At 60.7% G+C, this 21,848-nt stretch carries 16 protein-coding genes; 8 read left to right on the top strand and 8 right to left on the bottom strand.

From position 1 onward, the window contains the following. Positions 1-5 precede the first annotated feature (5 nt). The 8 genes from AB4N53_RS22895 to AB4N53_RS22860 form a co-directional block, all read right to left on the bottom strand. A complete protein-coding gene (locus AB4N53_RS22895; RefSeq protein WP_460123585.1) occupies positions 6-7,115 on the bottom strand; it encodes a TcdA/TcdB pore-forming domain-containing protein in 7,110 nt (2,369 codons plus the stop codon). Between the two features lie 350 nt (positions 7,116-7,465). Then, a complete protein-coding gene (cobJ, locus tag AB4N53_RS22890) occupies positions 7,466-9,166 on the bottom strand; it encodes a precorrin-3B C(17)-methyltransferase (RefSeq protein ID WP_460123582.1) in 1,701 nt (566 codons plus the stop codon). Next, positions 9,166-9,897, bottom strand: a complete 732-nt coding sequence (locus AB4N53_RS22885) for a precorrin-2 C(20)-methyltransferase (protein WP_460125237.1) — start codon at positions 9,895-9,897, stop codon at positions 9,166-9,168. The genes cobJ and AB4N53_RS22885 overlap by 1 nt, the downstream gene beginning before the upstream one ends. Beyond that, complete coding sequence (locus AB4N53_RS22880) at positions 9,897-10,523, bottom strand: precorrin-8X methylmutase (RefSeq protein WP_460123579.1); 627 nt, start codon at positions 10,521-10,523, stop codon at positions 9,897-9,899. Before AB4N53_RS22880 ends, AB4N53_RS22885 begins: the two co-directional genes overlap by 1 nt. Continuing rightward, positions 10,516-11,814 (bottom strand): precorrin-3B synthase, encoded by a 1,299-nt coding sequence (gene cobG, locus AB4N53_RS22875; protein WP_460123576.1) that lies wholly within the window; start codon positions 11,812-11,814, stop codon positions 10,516-10,518. The genes AB4N53_RS22880 and cobG overlap by 8 nt, the downstream gene beginning before the upstream one ends. A gap of 159 nt (positions 11,815-11,973) precedes the next feature. Then, positions 11,974-12,630: a hypothetical protein gene (locus AB4N53_RS22870; RefSeq protein ID WP_460123573.1), complete on the bottom strand. Its 657-nt coding sequence runs from the start codon at positions 12,628-12,630 to the stop codon at positions 11,974-11,976. A 56-nt stretch (positions 12,631-12,686) separates the two neighbouring features. Then, positions 12,687-13,499, bottom strand: coding sequence for a hypothetical protein (locus AB4N53_RS22865; protein ID WP_460123570.1), 813 nt, complete (start codon positions 13,497-13,499; stop codon positions 12,687-12,689). Between the two features lie 129 nt (positions 13,500-13,628). Next, positions 13,629-14,288, bottom strand: a complete 660-nt coding sequence (locus tag AB4N53_RS22860; protein WP_460123567.1) for a hypothetical protein — start codon at positions 14,286-14,288, stop codon at positions 13,629-13,631. A gap of 225 nt (positions 14,289-14,513) precedes the next feature. Here AB4N53_RS22860 and cbiE point away from each other — a divergent pair, with 225 nt between their 5' ends. From cbiE to AB4N53_RS22820, 8 genes are all read left to right on the top strand, one after another. Then, entirely contained in the window at positions 14,514-15,725 is a 1,212-nt protein-coding gene (gene cbiE / locus AB4N53_RS22855) for a precorrin-6y C5,15-methyltransferase (decarboxylating) subunit CbiE (RefSeq protein ID WP_460123564.1), read from the top strand. Beyond that, positions 15,718-16,815, top strand: a complete 1,098-nt coding sequence (locus AB4N53_RS22850; protein WP_460123561.1) for a cobalt-precorrin-5B (C(1))-methyltransferase — start codon at positions 15,718-15,720, stop codon at positions 16,813-16,815. The genes cbiE and AB4N53_RS22850 overlap by 8 nt, the downstream gene beginning before the upstream one ends. Continuing rightward, positions 16,812-17,528: a cobalt-precorrin-6A reductase gene (locus tag AB4N53_RS22845; protein ID WP_460123558.1), complete on the top strand. Its 717-nt coding sequence runs from the start codon at positions 16,812-16,814 to the stop codon at positions 17,526-17,528. The genes AB4N53_RS22850 and AB4N53_RS22845 overlap by 4 nt, the downstream gene beginning before the upstream one ends. Before the next feature lie 246 nt (positions 17,529-17,774). Beyond that, positions 17,775-18,086 (top strand): hypothetical protein, encoded by a 312-nt coding sequence (locus AB4N53_RS22840; protein WP_460123555.1) that lies wholly within the window; start codon positions 17,775-17,777, stop codon positions 18,084-18,086. Positions 18,087-18,134: 48 nt separating this feature from the next. Next, entirely contained in the window at positions 18,135-18,533 is a 399-nt protein-coding gene (locus tag AB4N53_RS22835; RefSeq protein ID WP_460123552.1) for a DUF2946 domain-containing protein, read from the top strand. A gap of 48 nt (positions 18,534-18,581) precedes the next feature. Further along, on the top strand, positions 18,582-19,061 hold the full coding sequence (locus AB4N53_RS22830) for a copper chaperone PCu(A)C (protein WP_460123549.1): 480 nt from the start codon (positions 18,582-18,584) through the stop codon (positions 19,059-19,061). 21 nt (positions 19,062-19,082) lie between these two features. Continuing rightward, positions 19,083-19,529, top strand: coding sequence for a DUF2946 domain-containing protein (locus AB4N53_RS22825; protein ID WP_460123546.1), 447 nt, complete (start codon positions 19,083-19,085; stop codon positions 19,527-19,529). An 84-nt stretch (positions 19,530-19,613) separates the two neighbouring features. Next, entirely contained in the window at positions 19,614-21,734 is a 2,121-nt protein-coding gene (locus AB4N53_RS22820; RefSeq protein WP_460123543.1) for a TonB-dependent copper receptor, read from the top strand. The last annotated feature ends 114 nt before the right edge of the window (positions 21,735-21,848 follow it).

The raw sequence follows: 21,848 nt of genomic DNA, 5'->3' as shown, positions 1-21,848 counted from the left end.
CGACCTCAGCGCAGCGCCGCGATCACCGCTGTCAGGCTGGCCGTTGGCTCGGCACCGCGCGCACTGACAAAGGCTTCCAGCCCTTGAGCCAGCATGAGACTGTACGGCAGGCCGGCAATGGGCAGCACCAGCTTCAGCGGCTGGCGCGGATCGAAATTGCGCACGATCAGACTGCGCCCGGAGTCGGGATCGGTCAGCACCACATTGCCATCGACCCGCGACATCAACCAATGCCCACACTCGTCGAGGTTCAGAAACAACAGGCACGGTTCTGTCGTATCAGCGGCGCAAGGCTGCCGCACATCGACCACGATGCAATCCAGACGCTGCCAGGCCTCTTGCGATACCTGGTAGCCGCCAGTCTGCGGACCGAAGGCCAACAGCAGCTTGTCGACGCCATCGGGCAGCAACCTGGCGACCTCGGTAATGTCATGACCCACTTCGAGCGTCATGACCTCAGCATCGCGATGAGCATGACTCTCGGGTAGCCAGACGCCTTCTTTCGGGCCAGCGCTATAGATCAATTGGTCGACCGGGTCGAACAGCAACGGATGCCTGGCCCCACGTGTGCCGAGCCAGGCCGACCACTGTCCGTCGCTGCGACCGGCCAGGTCGAATAATCGATCGAGTTTCGGCAAGTAATACAGATAGCGTCCGGGCACGCTTGAGACTTGCACGACAGCCGGGTGGGAATGGTCGCTCAGCAACGCTTTGAGGCGCGCACGTAATTGCTCATCGGTCTGACTCGGCACGTAAGACCAGCGATTTTCCACGGCAACGATCATGGCTGGCTGATTATCCGACAATTGCAGATGCACCCCATCGAGCGTCTGCGCGACCAGCCCTTCACCCTGGCGCCGCACCTCGCTAAAGGCCCATGACGTCCATACCTTTTGAGCCCTGAGCAGCGACTGCGGCTTGAGCAAACGATGCTCAGCCGAAAAAGCTCCGCGCAGCGCTTTGATCGCCACCAGCGGCTGGCGATAAAGTTGTCCAGTGCCTGGCTCTGACAACCACACAGCTTTTTTATCCGGCGTCGGGCCGAGCAGCGATAACTCCTTGCCTTGACCGATATCGGCCAAAGCGATTTGCCCTTCTACGTACCATGCCGCCAGCAAAGCCTGACCCGCCGCATCGCGCAAACCAAGGATCGGAAAAGGCGTCAACGGTGCGGTTTTGACCAACCCGGGCAGTGCGCTCAACCAATCGGGGTTACGCTGCAGCCAGCGCTGGCCAATGCCGGCAAACCGCAGGATCGAGGGTTTATCTGCCTGATCTCGCCACGCTTCATCGCTTCTGAGGGGTGGCAGCCCGAACTTGAGCGCAATGGCTTCGTCGCTCACAGCCGCTGCGGGCACATCAATGATATCGACCTCAAACAGGCGGCCGTCTTCTCTGGTGGCGATGAAGCGCTGACGGGTCTGAGTGAGCTCGACCACATCGCGCTCGATCACCACATTCTCCCAACGCCCGACACGCGGTTCGATGCCGCGACTGATCGTTCCCTCCTGCTGGCTATAGAACAGCACCGCGTTGTTTTCACGGCTGGACGGCATCAGCATCAACAAGTCTTCGGGCCAGGACAGGTCTTGTCCGGCCTGAATGCATTTGCCGGTCGTCTTGTTCAACCAGGCCCGGTCGCTTAACCGCAGCCCCGCATAGCCCTCGACGACTATGAAGGGAGCGTAAGACCACTCGCTGGTGCTGACGGCCGTGCCTGGCGAGTCGTGCGCGAATGGCACGTCGATCTGGCGCAATGCTTCGCGCGGCTCAAACCGGTAGTCCTCGGCCGCGAAAACAACCTTGCAAGCCGTCAACTCCACGTGCTGCGTGGTAATGCGGTACTCGATAGTCGTGGTGCCGTGCGATGTTTCTGCCGTCAGCTTTTGCGAAACCCGCAGCGCGCCATCGGTCAGTTGCTCGCATCCGGTGATCGTCGAGCCTATGCGCGGGTTCTTCAAACGGTAGCGATGCTCAACGGTGCCGGTCAGCACATCGACGCGCCATACCGTGGGATGAGCTCGATGGTAGAACCACGCATGGTGAGCGCTGACACCCGCCAGAACCAGGCCTTCATTGACCTCTTGCGGGGCGTCACGTGCAAACAGCACTCGATCCCGCACAGTGTCGTACCAGGCGGTGGTGACAATTTGCCGACTCGGCGCACTGAACGGCACCCTGAAGTTATGCAAGGGCACATACGCAGTTGTCAGTTGTCCGGTTCTGACCTGAGCCTGCAAGAAGTTCAGCACTGGCGCCGCAATGCCTCTGGTTGCCGCGTTGGCGAGGCGCATTTGCTCGGCGACTTTGTCGCGGCCGGTGCCGTAGTTGAGGATGATGCCGACCAGATGCAGGCTGAGGCCTGTCCAGTCGACCCGGAACAGCCCTTCGGCCAGCTCGATGATGCCATCGAAACGATTCAATACGAGGCCATCGACCAGCATTTCAGGTGCGCTGTCGACACTGTCTCGTGGTTTCCGGCGGAAGCTGACCTGTTCCATCCGTGCCCAAGACGCTTGCACCGTCCAGGCCACTTGTTGCCACCCCTCCGCTTGCTCGAAGTTCACTGCCAGCAAGCCCGGCACCAGTCGAATCCGGTACTGCCCCTGCGGTGCAGTGATCTGGTAGGCGATTTTCCTGCGCCACTCCTGCGGCAGATCCGGGACAACCAGCTCACGCACCTCTTCACTCAAGCGGACCTTGATCGCCGTGACCATGAATACCGGATGCAGTTTGTAGAGGATGTGCGGCGCAAACGGCGTACTGAACAGATAAAACACACGGTTGCCCTGGGTGTCATATTCCAGCTGCTGCGCCAGGCGGTCGTGCAACCGCGGATAGCGGGTGGTGGCAAAAGGCACAGCCCCCGCGCTGCCGATCTGATATTCATAGCCGTAATAACAAATCGGCGAGCACGGCAGCACCACGGCTTGCGGCGAAGTCCCCCAAATGCTGCCCACAGCAGGTCGCTCAAAGGCACTGGGAATATTGATCGCGGCATGGCGCCTGGCCGGATCGTCGTCGTACTGCGGCAGCTCCAGCGCACTGCCCTTCCAGGGATAGAACTTCTGTCCTTCGAACACGACCCTTCTGCTTTGCAAGTCCAGATCGGTAATCACTGCCAGCGAAGGGAACTGCAAGACCTTGCGATAGCTTTCGTAGGACTCTTGATAAGCGTCGTAGATCTGCGACAGGTGCTCGCCGATGGCTGCAGCCTTGTCCATGATCTGCCCGAGATTACTGGCGATCGCGGTCACGCCGATGCCGATACCCAGCAACGGCACGGACAGCGACGCCGCTACACCGCCTACGATGCCCCCCGCCGCCAGGGCGACCACATCCAGTCCCAGTGCTGCGACGTTGAAGGCCAGCGATGTGGCAAACCGTGCCCCCTGCTCATGGTTTTGCGCCAGCGACAGGTTGTAGATGTCGAAGCCGATATTGGCCACGGAAAAGGCCACGCCGACTCCTGTAGCGGCACGCCCCGCCAGTCGCCCGGCCAACGACGCCTGCTGTAATGCCTGCTCGCCTGCGGCCACTTGCCTGACCAGGTTGGCGATCTGCACCGCGTCAGTGACGACGCCAAACCCCAACTGCGCATAACTGACGTACACCTGGATTTGCAGGGCGGTACTCAGAGTCGGCGGATGATCCGCCACTCGGTAATCGCGCTGGCGCATTTCGCTGATGAGGGTTTGCAGAGCGAAAGCAAAGCTCAGTCGGCTGCCACCGTCGGCGTCACCGGCCTGGCGTGGCTCGCCTGCCGCGACCTGCACGAGGCGATCGACATGCTGCCTGACCCTGCTGAAGCGCTCATCTCGGGTCGAGACTTCGAGGGTGCGTTGCGCATTCCCCGAGTCGACCAAGGTCAGACGGAAGCCACCGTCGTCGGCAGGTTTGACGGTATCGAGCAGCGGCAGGTACTCACGCCCCAGGTTTTGCTCATCGCGTAAACGCAGGGTGGCCGCCTCGAACTCGCCGGCCCAGTAACGCGCATCCAGTTGCGCCAGACTGGCGCCCATTTGTGCGTTTTCACTCAATGAGCGCGCACGGGCCAAGGCTTGCTTGTGCCACACCGAAACAGACCGATGATCCGCATCGGCCTGGTTGTGCAGGAAACTGTCTACGCGCAAATCGGAGGCCAACACCAGTTCGGCGGGGGTCCCGGTCTTCAACTCGATCACGTTGAACTGCGCCGAGGCCATTTCACCCAGGCCATAAAGACGGGCGAGCATGCTGTCATCAGCGCTCAGATAACCGGCGACGCTGCGTTTGAGTTGCGCACCATTGGCAAACGCGTAGATGGCGAAATTGGGGTCATAAAAGCGGTAGACCATTCGCTCCCCCACCCGCACCTTGGCGAGCAGCAAAGCGTGATCGCCGGTGTCGAGCAACAGGACACTGGACGCACTGTTCGCGTCCAGCGTTTGCAACGCGCCATCAAGGCTTTGCCGGCCGCGACCCTGACCAATCTCAGCGGTAGGCAACGCTCGCAGCTCGTCCAGCGCATTGAGCAAAGCGCGCGAACCGATTTCATCAGGGCTGAGGGTGGCGGTGGCGACGTGCCCCACCAGCGCCCGCTCCGCAGATTCCCCTGCCGCCACGGCCGCGCCCATCAGCAAAGCCAGCGGATAACAACGCCGACCGGGCTCGCTCGCTGTGCTGAGCAGCAGGTCCTGAGACACTTGCCGCGCCGAAAAAGCCCCGGCTCCGACGAAGATCTCGCGCACCTGTGCGCTGCGCTGGAGGATCTGCGTACGGAACTCGTTCTGCGCCGTACGCTTGATTTGCCCGATGCGCTCGCCCCACTGACGCAGCGTCAGGGGTTGCGACATCGCCAGCACCTTGAGTGCTCGCGCGCTTTGCGTTGCCGCACGCGGGCTGCTGGCGAGGCCGGCTTCGAATGCCGGCGAACGGTTCTGGCGCAACTGTTTTTCCAGGGCGTCGTAGCGCGCAAAGGTACCTTCGGCTGCGGTTTCGCCAGCCAGTTCGCGCACCGTTTGCCATGTCTGCGCAAAACCGGAATCGTCGAGGCGCGAAGCGCCAAATACGCCACCGAGCAGAACGCGCGCCATCGGGCTCAGTTGTTCCAGCGGCAGCGAGCCATGGGCAATCTTTGTCAGCAATTCGTTGAGGTGGCTGATGACGTCGGCGCCGTGGGAGAGCGGCAATTCGCTCACGGGTTGCGCGAGAATCTGCTGGCGCGTGTCAAAGCTGATGGCGACGGTTTTATCGAAGGCAATCTCGCCGCTCAACTTTTCGCGCATTGCATCGATGAACGGTTCGCCGAGGTCGTCCATCAATTGCTGCAAAACCGACGTCAGCAGCACCGGCTTGCCTTCGATCACCGGCCAGCCGCGCCTGAAGGTCAGCGTCTGCTCCCTGAGGAGTTCCGGCATCTGCCCGGCATACCGGGATTTGAGCTTTCCCTGCTGCCATTTGCCGCGCTCGTTTTCCAGCCATTGCTCGTCCGTGCCTTTGACGATCCAGCCGGACACCGTTTCCTCTTCAGTCTGAAAGTTATATCCCTCGCGCAACTTCAAATGCGCAAGCACCGGATTCAATGCGTCCGGGTCAAGATGCGCGTCGATATATTCCCTCAACCCGGCAAGTGCCGCACCCGGCCCAGTCAAAACGATAGTGCCGCCTGCCTCGTTGCGAATGCCGTCCTGGAAATAGCCGAAAATCGCCTTGAACAAGCCAGCCAGATAAACGTCGTCCCAAGCGGTCAGGTTGGCCTGAGTCCTGATCTCATTGGTGACGTTTTCAATCACCGTCAACAACTGCTCGGCCTGCGACCAGGCAAAACCGGAAGCCGCCATGGTCGCTTCGACTTTACGCAGAATGTCGTAATTGAAGCGGATCGTTTCCATGATCGACAAGGTCATGCCGCTGGCAGGCTGAGCCAGGAAATGCGCGTTCATCTCCGCGCCCAGCTGTTGCCCCATGCGAAAACCGTTCTCGGCCACGTCTACCACTTTCGGCGCCACGAACAACTCGCGCACGCCGGGCTTGCGCTGGGCAAATGTCACCAGCGCATCTTTATGCTGTTCGGGAATGCGCTCAGTGCTATCGGGATAGCGCTGGCGCTCGCGGCCCGGCATCAACGCCGGATCATGATTGAGCAGAAGCTGCAAGACACCGAGGCGCTGCCCGTCATTGAAGGCCGAGATATCCACACCGCCGAGGCGATCCGCCAGCGGTGGCAGATAATCCATGTCGGTATAGCGCCCACCCTCAAGGTGCTCGGCCTGCAGACGCACGACATCACTGGCGGCAGCAAAATTGCCGCGCAGCGCCACTTCCCGTTGATAGACATCCGCCAGAAAGTGCTCCGCGAACTCCTCGCGGACATCGCGCAAGCGCAGTTGCGGCCCCACCATCGCCAGATGGCTGTCCAGGCACTGTTGACGGAAAGCTTCCAGAGTTGCGCGGTCCTTGCCATACCCGCGCACCAGCAGATCGATGCGCGCCAGGTCTGCGCGACCGGCCCACTGCGGCTGCTGCAGATGCTCGAACATCTGCTGTTTGAGAACCCGGGCGCGCTCTTCAATCATACTGGCCAACTGACCGGGACGACTGACCTGATCGCCTCCTGACTCCATGGCGTCGAGCCGGGCACTGTCGAGAATGACGCGGTTCATTTCGAAGGACAGCAAGGCATCGCTGTCGTACCACAGGTTGAAACGGTAATCCTCCGGCGCGAGGACTTGTTGCCAGATGTTCATGTAGTCGCGTTGAATCGCTCCCACTTCGCTGCCGCCTACCCAGACGAAATGCACAATGTTTGGCGCGGGCCTGGCTGTGCCTGACAACATCGCAAGCGTCTCGGAAAGCCGGAAAATGTAACGCTGCAATTTGCTTGAAAGTTCATCGACAGCAGCCGGGACAGGCGTTGCCTTGCGCTTGAGCAGATTAGCCAGTTGTTCAGTGAACAAACTTGCCAACTCAAGTTTCTGCGCAGTGTCGGCTGCCGCTTTGAAACTTTCATATGTGTATTCAAGCGCTTGGTAAACGCTGTCACCGGCAAATTCACCGAGTGTCTTTTTTATCAATTCATACTCTGGCAGCGAGACAAACTCACGGCCACTGAAGTCACGATTTCTGAGCGCCATTGCGTCATCCTTGATTTATTCATAAATGGCGCAGGCGAACGCATCATTGCGCCGCCAGTGGCCACAGGTGCGGGCTGAAACGACGGCAAAGCGCGCCTCAGGGCAGCAACTTATGGCGCACCACTGGAACATTCAAACATCAACAAATTCAGGAGATTTCGATAACGGCTGGCAACGTCATGCCAGCAATAAATCCGAAACACTTACAGCGCAAAAAAAGCCTGGCCAACGTTGCCGTCGACAAGCACAAAGGCCGTAAATCGGGGATTTACGGCCTTGGCGACAGTTTTCAAGTTGAGTGGCGACCGCTGGAGTTTTACTTACAACTTTTCTGGCAAGTAATTACCCACTCAAGTGACCGGCTTGTTGCCATACCAACGCGGTGTGTAAACCCAGTTACCGCCGTTGGCACGGGCAAAAGTGCATGTCGTGGAGGAACCGATCAACACCATGGTGCGCATGTCGACTTGATCCACGGTCAATGCGCCCAGTGTCGTGGTACGCAGACTCTGCCCCGGACGGCCAATATCGCGCCCGAGCACAACCGGTGTTTCAGCCGCGCGATGCTGCGCGACGATTTCCAGCGCCCGGCCCAACTGCCATGGGCGTGCGCGGGAAATCGGGTTGTAGAAGGCCAGGGCCAGATCCGCCTCGGCGGCCAGATCCAGACGTTTCTCGATGATCGCCCAGGGCTTGAGGTTGTCCGACAGCGACATCACGCAGAAGTCGTGGCCCAGCGGCGCACCGGCCTGAGCCGCAGTGGCCAGCGAGGCGGAGACGCCCGGGAGGATTTCCAGATCCACGCTGTGCCACGCCGGATCATCCGACTCGTGCAAGGCTTCGAGCACCGCAGCGGCCATGGCGAACACGCCCGGGTCGCCAGAAGACACCACGATCACCGAACGTCCTTCGGCGGCAAGCCTGAAAGCGTGGCGGGCACGCTGCATTTCTTCACGATTGTCGGTGCAGTGTTGCACCTGATCGTCACGGAAAGGGCCAGCCATGCGCACGTAGGTTTCGTAACCGAGCACATCAGTGGCGCGAGCCAGTTCGGCTTTCACCGCCGGCACCATCAGTTCGGCGGCGCCAGGGCCAAGGCCGATCACCGCGAGTCGACCCCGTGGACGACCGATCTGCGCGACGTCGAGCGGTTGCTCGGCAATCGCGATCGCCAGATTTTCACCGCCACTGACGTTCGCCGCTGGCACTGCAACGCGGGCCAATGCCTGCAGATCGCTCTGCGCTGCCACGAAGCGCAGCGGCACGCCCAATTCGAGCGCAGCCTCGCGCAGATTCGTCGCGGCCATATCAGTGTCGGCGGCCACCAGGCAGGCCAGTGCCGGAACGGCGACGTTGGCCGCAAGTAACGCATGGCGAACGACGTTTGGCAGGTCCGACACTTCAGCACTCACCGCCACCGCCACACTGCGCGGGTAAATCAGCAGTTCATCGGCACTGGCCACACGCTGCGCACTGCTCACATGAATCGACCGCTGCGCCTGCGGATCCTGCGGCAACTGCGCCTGATCCAGCCACGGCGCCGCGCCTTCGATGCGCACGCTATGCCCGGCAAGAAGATCGGAGACGAAACGTTTGCCCGACTCCAGATCCGCCAGTGCGTAGCCGCTCGGCGGGTTGAGCAGGCAGGTGCCAAAGCGCAATTCGCCGCTGGTGGTGATCGCTGGCGCCACTTGCAGCGCCGCCGCGATTTCCCGGGCCATGACGTTGACTCCGCCAAGTCCACCGAGCAATGGCACCACCGCGCTGCCGTCTTCGGCCACCGCCAGCACCGCCGGTTCGGCGCCTTTCTCCAACAGCAGCGGCGCCAACGTGCGAATGACAATCCCGGCCGCACACAGGGCGATGATCGGCGTGTCCTGTTGATAGAACGAGCGCAGGGTCGCGCCGAATTCCTGATAAACGCTGTCGGCGCCATCGACCCGTCCGGCAAGGCCATGGACCTGCGCCGCCGGATAGACCTGCTGAATGCGCCGTGCCGTCGCGAGGCTGCCCTGGCCGAGGATGACGATGGCGGGAGTCGATTGGCTCATCAACCTTGCCACCGTTCGCCCGGGACGATGATCAGCGAGAAGTATGGCGAGGACATCGGCTCGACCTGATCCATCGGCACGATCTTCTGATTGGCCATGGTTGCCCGTTCGACGTACAGCGCGCGGGCGGCGAGACCGAGTTCTTCCAGCACCTGACGCACTTTGGGAAAGTTGCGCCCCAGCTTCATGATCACTGCCGCGTCGGCATCGGCCAGACGCCGTTTCAGCTCTTCATGGGGCAGCACGCCGGAGAGCACCGACAGGCTCTGATTGCGATACACCAGCGGCGCGCCGAGCACCGAAGCGCCGCCGAGCATCGAGCACACGCCGGGCACGACTTCGGCCTCGTAACGGCTGGCGAGACGATCATGCAAATACATGTAGGAGCCGTAGAAGAACGGGTCGCCCTCGCAGATCACCGCCACGTCGCGGCCGGCGTCCAGATGCTCGGCGACCGCCACAGCGGCTTCGTCGTAGAAATCGCTGATGACTTGCTCATACGACAGCGGCGCCGGCAAGGCCTCGGTGGTCACCGGGTAGACCAGCGGCAGCAGATTCTGCGCCTCGACCAGATGCGCCTCGATGATGCCGAACGCATTGCCCTTCTTGCCCCTGGCCACGAAGTACGCGACCACCGGCGATTCGCGCAGCAGGCGCAAGGCTTTGACGGTAATCAGTTCCGGATCACCGGGACCGACACCGAGGCCGATCAGACGTCCTTTGGCCTGCATCATTCGATCTCCGTGGCGAGGGCATTGACGGCGGCGGCGGCCATGGCGCTGCCGCCCAGACGACCCTGCATGATCACGAACGGCACGCCGCGACTGTCGGCGGCCAGCGCCGCTTTCGATTCGGCAGCGCCGACGAAGCCGACCGGGAAGCCGAGAATCAGTGCTGGTTTCGGCGCGCCGGCGTCGAGCATTTCCAGCAAGTAGAACAGCGCGGTCGGCGCGTTGCCGATCACCACCACACTGCCTTCGAGGTGCGGGCGCCACAACTCCAGCGCGGCGGCCGAGCGGGTATTACCCAAATCGCGAGCGAGCTCCGGCACGCTGTCGTCGCGCAAGGTGCAGATCACTTGGTTGTTGGCCGGCAGGCGCGTGCGGGTCACGCCTTCGGAGACCATGCGCGCGTCGCAGAGAATCGGCGCACCGGCCGCCAGTGCATCGCGCCCGGCCTGGCCGGCGCCCTCGGAGAACTGCAGACCGTCGACGGCCTCGACCATGCCGCAGGCGTGGATCACTCGCACCGCGAGTTTTTCCAGATCGGCGGGAATGCGCGCCAGATTGGCCTCGCGGCGAATGATTGCGAAGGAGTTGCGATAGATCTCCTGACCGTCGCGGATGTAATCAAGCATCAAGGGGGCTCCGGGAGCGGTCGTCGAGCAGGGTCGCGGCCGCTTCAATAGTAAGGTTGCAGGCGTGCAGCGAGCCGAAACCGGGCTGTGCCGCATCGCGAAAGTAGAGATCGTAATGACCAGGGCTGACGGCCAGCAGCGTCACTGGCGCGCAGTGGGCGGCGGCACAGGAGCGCGAGCAGCCCGACAGGTGCACGCTGAGCCCTGTGGGCAGCAAAGGTGCCAACTGCCGGGCATCCTGTTTGGTGTCGGCCAGGCCTTTGCCGCACCCATCGGAGCCGGTGCAGGCGATCAGGCGAGTCAGGGGTTCGGCTGCGGTCGTCAACAGGCCCAACGCCCGCAACTGCTCAAGGACTTGGTCGGTATCAGTGGTTTTCACGTTCGGCAACAGCAGGCTCTGCCACGGCGTGAAGCGCAGGCTGCCATCGCCCAATTGTCGGGCCAGTTGCGCCGCGCCACGCAGCATCGCCGGATCAAGTCGACCCAGTGGCGGCACCGCGCCGACGTAGCAGAGACCTTGCGCGTTCTGCTGATGAGCGCCGATGTGCAGCGCGTCTGCCGACGTCGGGCGCTGCCAGTTGCTGATCGCTTTGAGCGATACGCGCTCGCGCAACGAGTCAAGCAACGCGAGCCTTGGCAACTCCTCGAGCAGATGGCGCATTCGTGTTTGTTCTGGCCGGGCCAGATCGAGGAACAACTCCAGCACAGCGACCACCAGTGCGTGAGCATTGTCCAGGCTCACAGCGCCGAGCGGGCGATCGGTGGGACAACCGGCCAGACCGAATGCCCAGAGAATTTCGCCGTCACGCTCGAACGCCGACAGCCACAGATCATGCCGATGTTCGAGCATCGCCAGCGCTTCACCGCCATCGAGTTGCACGGCGAACTTGGCGCTCAGCTCGTGGAAACGCGGATGGCTTTGCAAGGTGTCGAGGATCTGTTCGGCGAGCGGCCGTGTGTCGATCAGCATCTGCCGATCGATGCCGGCGCCGGGGCTGAGCATCAGATTGCGCACATCGTCGCCGGCGGCGTTCTTTGGCCCGAGGCCAGCGGCCAGCAAGTGCTCGATCAACTCTGCAGATTGCGCCCCGATACCGCGAACCTGCAGATTGCCACGATTGGTCGCCTCGATCGCGCCGCTGGCGAACTGCTCGGCGGCAGCGGCCACCGCATCGGCCTGATCAACGCTGATTGAACCGCCATCAAGCTTGATCCGACAGATTCCGCCGTCCAGTGCCTGGACGATACGCAGCAACCCCGGGCAGGCCGAGGGGCGTAAGGCAGTGGACATCGGGCGTTCGTTCAAGGGGCTGACCGGTTGTGTGGCAGAAGCGCTTCGCGGGCGAAGGCGCGGTATTATGCCTGCTTTGTCCGGTGGCATGAAAAGTCTGCCCGTCGGAACCCGTCCAACGGACGAACACTATTCATCTTCAGTAGCCAAGGCGATGATTCACGTCAGGGCGAGAACCTGCTCCTGACGCCGTTCGCCGAGCAAGGAGATCACCGTTGCCCGGGAGAAATCATAGTCTTCCCTATCCAACAGAGCCTTGCTGGCAGACACGCAAACGTCACCCACTACGTCGTCCGCAGTGAAGCGATGTTGAAGAATATCCGCCCCTATCACCCCGCAGTATTCAAAAGAGATGACAACCTTGGGAATGGTGATTCCTGGCGAAACAACAGCGAACATGAATCTGATCCACTTGTCGTCCCGAACGACATGCTGGCGAAGTAAACCAAGGGTCGCCGGTGTTGCCTCCAACTTTAAATCGGACAACCGCTGTCCACCAGGCAGATTTATTGCCGGCATCCAACAGTCCATTGTCTGTTGCGCCACCTCCAACAATGTAACCCCTCCTGATACCGGCAATGGAAAGTTCATTTCCTGATCGTCGGTCAGCGATGCCCCAGCCACTCTCATTGCTCTGTCCGTTATTTGCGCCCATGTCTGCGCCGCGGAAAACTGCGATGCTTTACGGGACGCAGCTGTTTGCGAATAGAGCAGCGCATCCAATGCATCCTGACGCTCCTGACCCGATAAATCGTCTGTCACAAGAACCAGTGCACAGGCACAAACGAAAGCCGTACAACTTTGATCTTTACTCATTTGCACCTCCCTAAAAAGCCAGAGACTTACGTCTCTGGCTTTAATCAAGCTCAGACTTATGCACCAAACTCCAGGGTGAGCGCTTTTTCGCGCTGCGCGGTCAATGCTTTGACGATCAGGGGCTCTACATCCAGATAGTCTTCTTCTTCAATCTCCATCGTCGCAGCAGCGTTGTAAATCTCCACGTCGCTGGGCATCCATTCGACGAACAGGACTTTGGTCTGCTGAGCTTTGGCAAAATACTGCACAGCGGCAACTGCCATGGTGATCGCCCCCTCTGCATCCTGCATGGAGCTTGTCATGCAGAAGTTGCCACCTTCAGCTTTTTTAGAGTTCTTCTCGAAAAGCGTCAGCGCCTGCGGCTCGTTCTTCAGTGCTTCCATAGTCGAGTCCGCCACACTCGAGAGCACTTTCAATGCTGCCTGGCCTTGGCCAACGGCAGCGCCCACGGCACCATGAATAATCGACAGGGCGATATTATCCATTGTCACTTTGCGGGACTCGGCTTTATAACGGTTATAGGGACTGCTGAAAACAAACCACCCTGCAAGTTTCATCAGGCGCAGGAACTCATTGTAACGTTGCTCTTTTTGGCTGGGCGCCGGGTATTTCAGCAGGGCCGCGATATCTGCGTACATATATGAGTTTTTGACAATCCGCTTACTCCGCTTGGACATGCTCGGATCAAAGCCAGCAATACCCGAGCCCATAATGGCCGCGTTCAACTCATCCTTGTCGACAGGCAGATCAACTCCCGCACGCGCTGCTCGCGACCTTAGAATCGGTTGCACGGAAACAAAAGCATTACACTCTTCAATTGCTGCAACACGCTCGGCAGCCGACATTACTTTATCAATTACATCGCTCATCACTTTAACCCTTCAATTATTAATACGCCCTCATGGCGCAAAAACAAACTATCCATCGCCGACAAAACATTCAAATCAGATGTCATTCAATTAATTTCAAAGTTTCATGAGTCGACGCTTATCAACCGATCAAGCCAACTCAATTTCTCCAAGACGCATCTCGACCACGGCCAGACTTAACTGCTCTCGATACTTTTCAATCTGATCAGGCGTTATAACAAAACGCCTTGACTGAATATCAAGTTGCGAACCTTCATGCTTCACCGTCCAGAACAGATAGGTGGAGAACCATTCGGAACTCAATAAGCGGACATTACTGATGACGATTTCAAGCTCTTTATGAAGATTGTAACTGGCAGGAGAGAATCGAAAATCTCCCCATTTTCGCGTGCTGTTGGTGAAGATTTCGACTCCATTGGAGTCGAGCTCAAGCATTTGAAAAGTTTCTTTCATACGCCTGACCTTTTCCCGACTGAGTTGCGCCGACAAAGACTTGGCCCACGCGTCCAGAACGTCTCCAAAAAAATCCTTGTCTGACACTATCACTGGCGCGTGGTCCAGGCGCCAGCCGACAGACCACATGACGCCCGAGTAATACTCGAACCAGGCAGCAGGTTCTCGTTTGCGGTCCAAGCGAAGATCCGCCTTGTATTCAGCCCAACGCATGCTGTTTTTTATGAATCGCTTGTCTTCCCTGGTCACGTCGACAAAGAACGACAACAGATTACTTCCCATTACAGCGGAGCAGCCCTCATCCGGCAGCAGCCCCGAACTATTTTTGTCAGTCACTATGAATACCTTACTGAGTTATTGTCTCAAGGTTAAATCGAGGATGTCGAAAACGCCTCGCGATTGTTTGAAAGTCCAACGACAACAAACTAACAACCCGCCAACGACGTTAAAAAAAACAATCAAGACATTTGATTTCGTTCATTCAGTGAAAGTTATTGCGGTCAGTTGATCCACGTCGCGTTATCATTGTTGACCGGTAAAAGCACGCGCGTGAGGAACGGCATGAGCACTTGGCTGACAGTTGTAGGCGTAACTGAAGATGGCTTTAAGGGTCTTGGCAAAAACGCCCGGCGAGCCCTGATGGGCGCCTCGCGGATCGTCGGCGGCCAGCGTCAGCTGGATTTGCTGCCGGCGTGTATACGTGGTGAACGACAACTGTGGCCGCGGCCCTTTTCCCTTGCGCCGGTGCTGGCGCAGCGTGGCGAAGCCGTCTGCGTGCTGGCCAGTGGTGACCCGATGTTCTACGGCGTCGGTGCCAGCCTCGCCCGGCAGGTACCCAGCGAAGAGATGCTGATCCTGCCTGCGCCGTCATCCTGTTCGCTGGCGGCGGCGCGCCTCGGCTGGCCGTTGCAGGAAGTGGTCACGCTGTCGTTGGTGGCCCGACCGTTGGCGGCCCTCAATGCGCAGTTGTTCGGTGGCGTGCGCCTGTTATGCCTGAGTAACGACGGCCAGAGCCCGGCGGCGGTTGCACAATTGCTTCGTGACCGCGGCTTCGGCCCAAGTCGCCTGAGTGTGTTTGAACACCTTGGCGGCGACACCGAGCGGCGCATCGACAGTACCGCCAACGCTTGGACCGGAGCGCCGATAGCCGACCTCAATATCATTGCCATCGAGTGTCTGGCCGATGCCACGGCGCCGCGCCTGTCGCGCCTCGCCGGTTTGCCCGATTCGGCATTCCGCCACGATGGCCAACTGACCAAGCGCGACGTGCGCGCTATCACCCTCGCACGCTTGGCGCCGACGCCCGGTGAACTGCTTTGGGATGTCGGCGCCGGCAGCGGCTCGATCGGTATCGAGTGGATGCGCGCCCATCCGAGTTGCCGCGCCATCGCGGTGGAGGCCGACGAGGGTCGTCAGCAATTGATCGAACACAATCGCGATGCGCTGGGCGTGCCCGGCCTGCAACTGATCCGTGGCAAGGCGCCGCAAGCGCTGGATAGCCTCGAACGGCCGGACGCTGTGTTTATCGGCGGCGGCGTCACCCGCGAGGGTGTTTTCGAAGCCTGCTGGGAACAGCTCAAGCCCGGCGGCCGTCTGGTGGCCAACGCCGTGACGCTGCAAAGCGAAGTCACCCTGATGCATTGGCGCGAACAATACGGCGGCGAACTGACACGCGTTCATGTCGCGCAGGCTCAGCCGCTCGGCGAGTTCGACACTTGGCGTCAGGCCTTGCCGATCACCTTGCTCGATCTGGTCAAACCCCACGATGCGTGACGAAACCGCCGAACAACCCGCGCCCCTGCGCAGCGGCCTCACCACCGGCAGCTGCGCCACCGCCACCAGCCTCGCCGCCGCGCGCCTGTTGCTCACCGGCGTCAGCGCCGACGCGGTGCAGATCACGTTGCCCAAGGGCAAACAGGTGCAGATGCGCCTGGAGTTCTGTCGCCTGAGCGAGGCCGGCGCCGAGGCCGGCACGATCAAGGATGCCGGCGATGACCCCGACGTCACCCATGGCGCCCTGCTTTATTCACAGGTGCGACTGTGCGCCGAACCGGGAATGCGCTTCAACGCCGGCGTCGGCGTCGGCACGGTGACCCGACCCGGTCTGGTATTGGCCGTTGGCGAGCCGGCAATCAATCCGGTGCCGCGTAAAATGATCAGTGATCATCTGGCCTTGCTCGCCGCCGAAACCGGTTACGGCGGCGGCTTTGACGTCACAGTCAATGTCGAGGGCGGCGCAGAACTGGCGCTGAAAACCATGAATCCACGGTTGGGCATTCTTGGCGGCCTGTCGATCCTCGGCACCAGCGGCATCGTCCGGCCGTTTTCCTGCGCCGCCTATATCGCCTCGATTCATCAGGGCATCGATGTAGCGAAAACCAACGGTTATCTGCACATCGCCGCGTGCACCGGCAACGCCAGCGAGGACACCATGCGTCGTGTCTACGATATGCCGGAAATCGCCCTGATCGAAATGGGCGACTTCGTCGGTGCGGTGCTCAAGCACCTGCGCAAAGTACCCGTGGATAAACTCAGTCTGTGCGGCGGTTTCGGCAAGATCAGCAAGCTCGCCGCGGGACATATGGATCTGCACTCACGACATTCGAGCATCGACTTGCCGCAATTGGCGCAGTGGGCGGCGGCGCTTGGCGCGGATGCGGTATTGCAACAGGGCATTCGTGAGGCCAACACCAGCCAACAAGCCTTGGCCATGGCCAGTGCGGCGGGGATTGCTTTGGGTGATGAGGTATGTCGCCATGCGCTGAATTTCGCCCGCAGTGTGGTGCCGGCGCAGGTGCAGGTCGAGGTGTTTGCCATTGATCGTCAGGGCGGGATTGTCGGGCATGCCGGAGGTTTTATATGAAGCGGATCCTGCTGCTCGGCGGTGTCACTGAAGCGCTGGCGATTGCCCGCACGCTCGGCCCGCAACATATCTACAGCCTCGCCGGCGTTGGCCGGGTGCCGAGCGATTTGCGCTGCCAGGTCAGGGTTGGCGGCTATGGAGGTGCTGAGGGTCTGGCGCAGTTCATCGCTGATGAAAGCGTCGATCTGCTGCTCGACGCTACGCACCCGTACGCCGCGCAAATCAGTGCCAACGCCGCCCGCGCGGCACAGCTCGCCGGCATCCCCTGCTGGGCCTTGCGCCGCCCGGCGTGGCAGCCGCAAGCGGGCGATGACTGGCGTGAGGTCAGTGACTGGGCAGAACTCATCGCCGCCCTCGAACCGTTCCACCGCCCGCTGTTCACCCTCGGCCGCGAACCGCTGCAACACCTCGAGGAAATCCCCGCCCACCAGTTCTGGACCCTGCGCGCCCTCGACGCCTGTCCCGGCAACGCGCGCTGCGAAGTGATCGGCGCACGCGGCCCGTTTTTGCTGGAAGACGAGCGAGCGCTATTCGAGCGCCGACAGATCGATGTATTGATCAGCAAGAACAGCGGCAGCACCGCCACCGAGCCGAAGCTCGAAGTGGCGCGCGAGTGCGGCGTGCCGGTGCTGGTGTTGAAGCGCCCGGGGTTGCCGGGGGTTGATCAGGAGTTTGAATCAGTCGCTGAAGTCCTCGCTGCTCTTTCCCACTGAATCGGCACGGCCCTATGTGGGAGCGAGCCTGCTCGCGAAGACGTCAGCACCAGTAGCCTTCCATTGTCTGACACAGCGCTTTCGCGAGCAGGCTCGCTCCCACATGACTCCGGCTCGGCGGAATTTATGTCTCGATTCCTACAACCCGGCCAGACACCACCCACATAAATTCAAAACAACACCGACTTTCAGCGTTCAGGCACACCACTTACCCTTCGGCCTTTGAACTCAAAGGCGTGATATTCAATGTCAGAGAAATTTCTTCCTTTTGACGTTCGGGACTACCTGAAAACCCCAGCGGATCTGTGCCAATACATCAAGGGCTGTGAACTGGAAGACTCGGGAGATGGGCAACTTAACCGAGCAGCAGATCGAGACGTTATGCAGACCACACGAGCACGAATAGAGACCGATGCGGATTTCGCCCAGGCATTGCGAGTCGAAGCCGCTACACTCATTCACAGCGGCGAAATCGAAACGGGGCGCAGACTGTTACAACTTTTGCAGCAAGCACTGCGACACCAAACCGCACGACGCTTTTTTACTTATCGGCCCTGATCAGGCTAAATGGGCCGCGCCTGATCGCCCACCCAACGGACCTGTCCCATGAACCGACGCCGGTTAGCATTTGCCTGGATCGCCTGCCTTGCAGTGCTGTTCAACATGCTCGCCATGCCGCTGAGCGGGGCGATGGCGCAGGCGGCCAGTTCACCGGCCGAGCAGATCCTGTGGAGCAGTTTCTGCACCGGCAGCGGCATGAAGATGGTGGCGATCGACATCGGTGCCACGGATCAGAAGACCCCGCAGAACGACAGCCATTCGAACATGCAGCACTGCTGGTGTTGCTCAGGTGGGGCGCCATTGCTGGCGCTGCCGGGGCATTCGCCGCAGCTGTATTTCGCGCAATTTGAAAGCAACCGCAGCGTTGCGCCCATCTCCCTGCAAGCCCCGACGCCGCGCCAGCAATGGCCGAGTCTCAATCCCCGTGCCTCCCCTCTGGTCTGATTTGTTCGCGCCACTGATCCGCGTTCCAAATCGTTCTGGAGAACTGCCATGTTGAAGAAACTCTTCGTCCTCGCTGCGCTGCTTTTGCCGGTGTGCTTCGCCCATGCCCATGAATATAAAGTCGGTGCGCTGGAGATCGCCCATCCGTGGTCGCAAGAACTGCCGCCGAATGCGCCGACCGTCGCCGCCTATTTCATCATTCACAACACCGGCAAAAGCGCCGATCGCCTGCTCAGCGTCGACTCGCCCATTGCTGCACAAGCGCAGTTGCACGAGCACCTGATGCAGGGCGATCTGATGAAGATGCAGCAAGTGCCAAGCGTGGAAATTCCTGCCGGTGGCACCGTGACCTTCGCGCCGATGGCTTACCACGTGATGCTGCTCAACCCGAGCGATCGCAGCCTGCTCAGCGACGGCAAGCGTTTCCCGATGACCCTGCATTTCGAAAAGGCAGGTGACGTCAGCGTTGAAGTTGCCGTGCAGAAGAAAGCGCCGGAATCCGCCCAGGGCCACGTGCACGCTCAGTAACCGTTTCGGCTGACTTCGCCCATGCGTCCGTTGCGCGCCAGGCCCGTCCCGCATCACCGTCAGACTCAAGCGCTGACGCGTGGCAGCTGGATCGCCCTGTTCGCCATGCTGATGATTTTCATCGGTCCACTGATTTCTCAGTCGATGCCGATGGATCAACACGCCTCGACATCGGTGCCAATGGGCATGGACATGTCGATGGACATGCCCGGCATGGATCACAGCGGTCATGCAGCCCAGCCTGCGGCCGAGCATTGCCCGCCGCAATCTTCGCATCACGTGCTGTGGGAAAAGTGCGGCTATTGCAGCCTGCTGTTCAATTGCCCGGCACTGACCGGCGGCGGCGATTTCGTCGCTTTCAACATCCCGCCACCGAACACCTTCACCCCACCCTCCCCGCGTCTGGGCCATGCCCGCCATCCATTCTTCCCCGGCGCCCGCACCCGCGCCCCGCCCATCGCCACGTAAACACGCACCTCTGATTGCACACGGTTGAGAAGACAGCTCCAGGCTGCCGGCCGTGGTGTTTACGACTGTTCGATGGAAATTGTCATGTCCAGGTTTACTGCTGTCCCCTGCGCGGAATCTGCCCGCGCGCACTTTGCCCTGAATGAATCGCGGATTCGTTGCAGGCAAGCTATTGCCGTCCTTTGCGGCCTGCTGCTGACACCGCTGGCGTTGGCTGATGATCACGCGAGCCACGAAAATGAACTGAGCCCGACGGTGATCACTGCCATTGCCCCGAGCTCACCACTGACGATCGTCACCAACCCCAAGGATCCGCGCCAACCGGTGCCGGCCAGTGACGGTGGCGATTACCTGAAGACCATTCCCGGCTTCGCTCTGGTGCGCAATGGCGGCACCAACGGCGATCCGGTGCTGCGCGGAATGTTCGGTTCGCGACTGAACATCCTCACCAACGGCAGCATGATGCTTGGCGCCTGCCCCGGCCGCATGGACGCGCCAACCTCATACATTTCGCCGGAAACCTACGACAAACTCACGGTGATCAAAGGCCCGCAGACGGTCCTGTGGGGGCCGGGTGCATCGGCCGGTACGGTGCTGTTCGACCGTGAGCCGGAGAGCTTCGGCGAACTCGGTACACGGGTGAATGCCAGCGTGCTGGCCGGTTCCCACGGTCGTTTCGACAAAGTCGTCGACGCGGCTGCCGGCGGCCCTCTGGGTTACGTGCGAGTCATCGGCAACACGGCGCATTCCGACGATTACCGCGACGGCAACAACGACATCGTCGCCTCGCGCTACGACAAGTGGAACGGCGATATTGCGCTGGGCTGGACGCCGGATGCCGACACCCTGATCGAACTCACCGCCGGCAAGGGCGACGGCGAAGCCCGATATGCCGGGCGAGGCATGGACGGCTCGCAGTTTTTGCGCGAAAGCCTCGGCCTGCGTTTCGAGAGATCCAATATCAGTGAGGCGCTGGAAAAACTCGAGGCGCAGGTCTATTACAACTACGCCGATCATGTGATGGACAACTACACCCTGCGCACACCGTCCGGCACCGGGATGATGGCCGGGCCCATGGCGTCCAACGTCGACCGGCGCACCCTCGGCGCGCGGCTCAAGGCGACCTGGCGTTGGGCGGATATTCAACTGATCACCGGGCTGGATGCGCAGACCAACGAGCACCGTCAGCGCAGTGCGATGGGTATCGATACCTACAAGCAACTGCCGTACAGCAAGGACGCCGATTTCCACAATTACGGCGTGTTCAGCGAAATGACCTGGTACGCCGCCGAGCGTGATCGCTTGATCACTGGCGCGCGGGTCGATCGCGCCTCGGCCAAGGATTATCCGCAAACCATAGGGTCGGGAATGATGGCTCGGCCCAACCCGACCGCCGACGACAGCCGCGCCGACACGTTGCCAAGCGGCTTCATCCGTTACGAGCATGACCTCGCCGACAGCCCGACCACGCTCTACGCCGGCCTCGGCCATGCGCAACGCTTCCCGGATTACTGGGAGTTGTTTTCGCCCAAGTCCGGCCCGGCAGGATCGGTCAATGCCTTCGACTCGATCAAACCGGAAAAGACCACGCAATTCGACTTTGGCGTGAACTACAAAAGCGCCGACCTCCAAGCCTGGGCCTCGGGCTATGTCGGCGTGGTGCGCAATTACATCCTGTTCGACTACACGCCCGGGGTGATGGGCATGAGCACCTCGCGCGCCGAGAACATCGACGCGCGGATCATGGGTGGCGAACTCGGTGCTGCCTACAACCTCACCGACAACTGGAAAGCCGATGCGACCCTGGCCTACGCCTGGGGCAAGAACAGCAGCGACGGCTCGGCCCTGCCACAGATGCCGCCGCTGGATGCGCGTTTCGGCGTGAGCTACAGCCAGGACAACTGGAGCGCCGGCGCATTGTGGCGAGTGGTCGCCGCGCAGCACCGCATCGACGCGAACAAGGGCAACGTGGTCGGCAAGGATTACGCCCAGAGCTCGGGCTTCGGCGTGTTTTCGCTCAACGGCGCGTACCGCATCAACCAGCACTGGAAGGTCAGCAGCGGCGTCGACAACCTGTTCGGCAAAACCTACGCCGAGCACCTGAATCTGGCCGGCAACGCCGGGTTCGGCTACCCGGCCAATGACCCACAGGCAATTAATGAACCGGGGCGCACGCTCTGGACCAAAGTCGATATGAGTTTCTGACAAACACCCATGTGGGGGCGAGCCTGCTCGCGAAGAGGCCGGCGCATTCAGCAGTGATGTCGTCTGGCATGACGCCTTCGCGAGCAGGCTCGCTCCCACAGGTAAACAGACAAC

Source organism: Pseudomonas sp. H3_E04, assembly GCF_054668915.1.
Note: the sequence above shows the minus strand (reverse complement) of the source record. Positions and strands in the feature narration are given on the sequence as shown.

Bases quoted from the DNA above. Each gene is read 5' to 3' on its own strand.
- cbiE (WP_460123564.1), top strand. From the start codon at position 14,514: ATGAGCACTTGGCTGACAGTTGTAGGCGTAACTGAAGATGGCTTTAAG.
- AB4N53_RS22825 (WP_460123546.1), top strand. From the start codon at position 19,083: ATGCGTCCGTTGCGCGCCAGGCCCGTCCCGCATCACCGTCAGACTCAA.
- AB4N53_RS22865 (WP_460123570.1), bottom strand. From the start codon at position 13,499: ATGAGCGATGTAATTGATAAAGTAATGTCGGCTGCCGAGCGTGTTGCA.
- AB4N53_RS22845 (WP_460123558.1), top strand. From the start codon at position 16,812: ATGAAGCGGATCCTGCTGCTCGGCGGTGTCACTGAAGCGCTGGCGATT.
- AB4N53_RS22835 (WP_460123552.1), top strand. From the start codon at position 18,135: ATGAACCGACGCCGGTTAGCATTTGCCTGGATCGCCTGCCTTGCAGTG.
- AB4N53_RS22895 (WP_460123585.1), bottom strand. From the start codon at position 7,115: ATGGCGCTCAGAAATCGTGACTTCAGTGGCCGTGAGTTTGTCTCGCTG.
- AB4N53_RS22830 (WP_460123549.1), top strand. From the start codon at position 18,582: ATGTTGAAGAAACTCTTCGTCCTCGCTGCGCTGCTTTTGCCGGTGTGC.
- AB4N53_RS22880 (WP_460123579.1), bottom strand. From the start codon at position 10,523: ATGCTTGATTACATCCGCGACGGTCAGGAGATCTATCGCAACTCCTTC.
- AB4N53_RS22840 (WP_460123555.1), top strand. From the start codon at position 17,775: ATGTCAGAGAAATTTCTTCCTTTTGACGTTCGGGACTACCTGAAAACC.
- cobG (WP_460123576.1), bottom strand. From the start codon at position 11,814: ATGTCCACTGCCTTACGCCCCTCGGCCTGCCCGGGGTTGCTGCGTATC.
- cobJ (WP_460123582.1), bottom strand. From the start codon at position 9,166: ATGAGCCAATCGACTCCCGCCATCGTCATCCTCGGCCAGGGCAGCCTC.
- AB4N53_RS22870 (WP_460123573.1), bottom strand. From the start codon at position 12,630: ATGAGTAAAGATCAAAGTTGTACGGCTTTCGTTTGTGCCTGTGCACTG.
- AB4N53_RS22885 (WP_460125237.1), bottom strand. From the start codon at position 9,897: ATGCAGGCCAAAGGACGTCTGATCGGCCTCGGTGTCGGTCCCGGTGAT.
- AB4N53_RS22850 (WP_460123561.1), top strand. From the start codon at position 15,718: ATGCGTGACGAAACCGCCGAACAACCCGCGCCCCTGCGCAGCGGCCTC.
- AB4N53_RS22820 (WP_460123543.1), top strand. From the start codon at position 19,614: ATGTCCAGGTTTACTGCTGTCCCCTGCGCGGAATCTGCCCGCGCGCAC.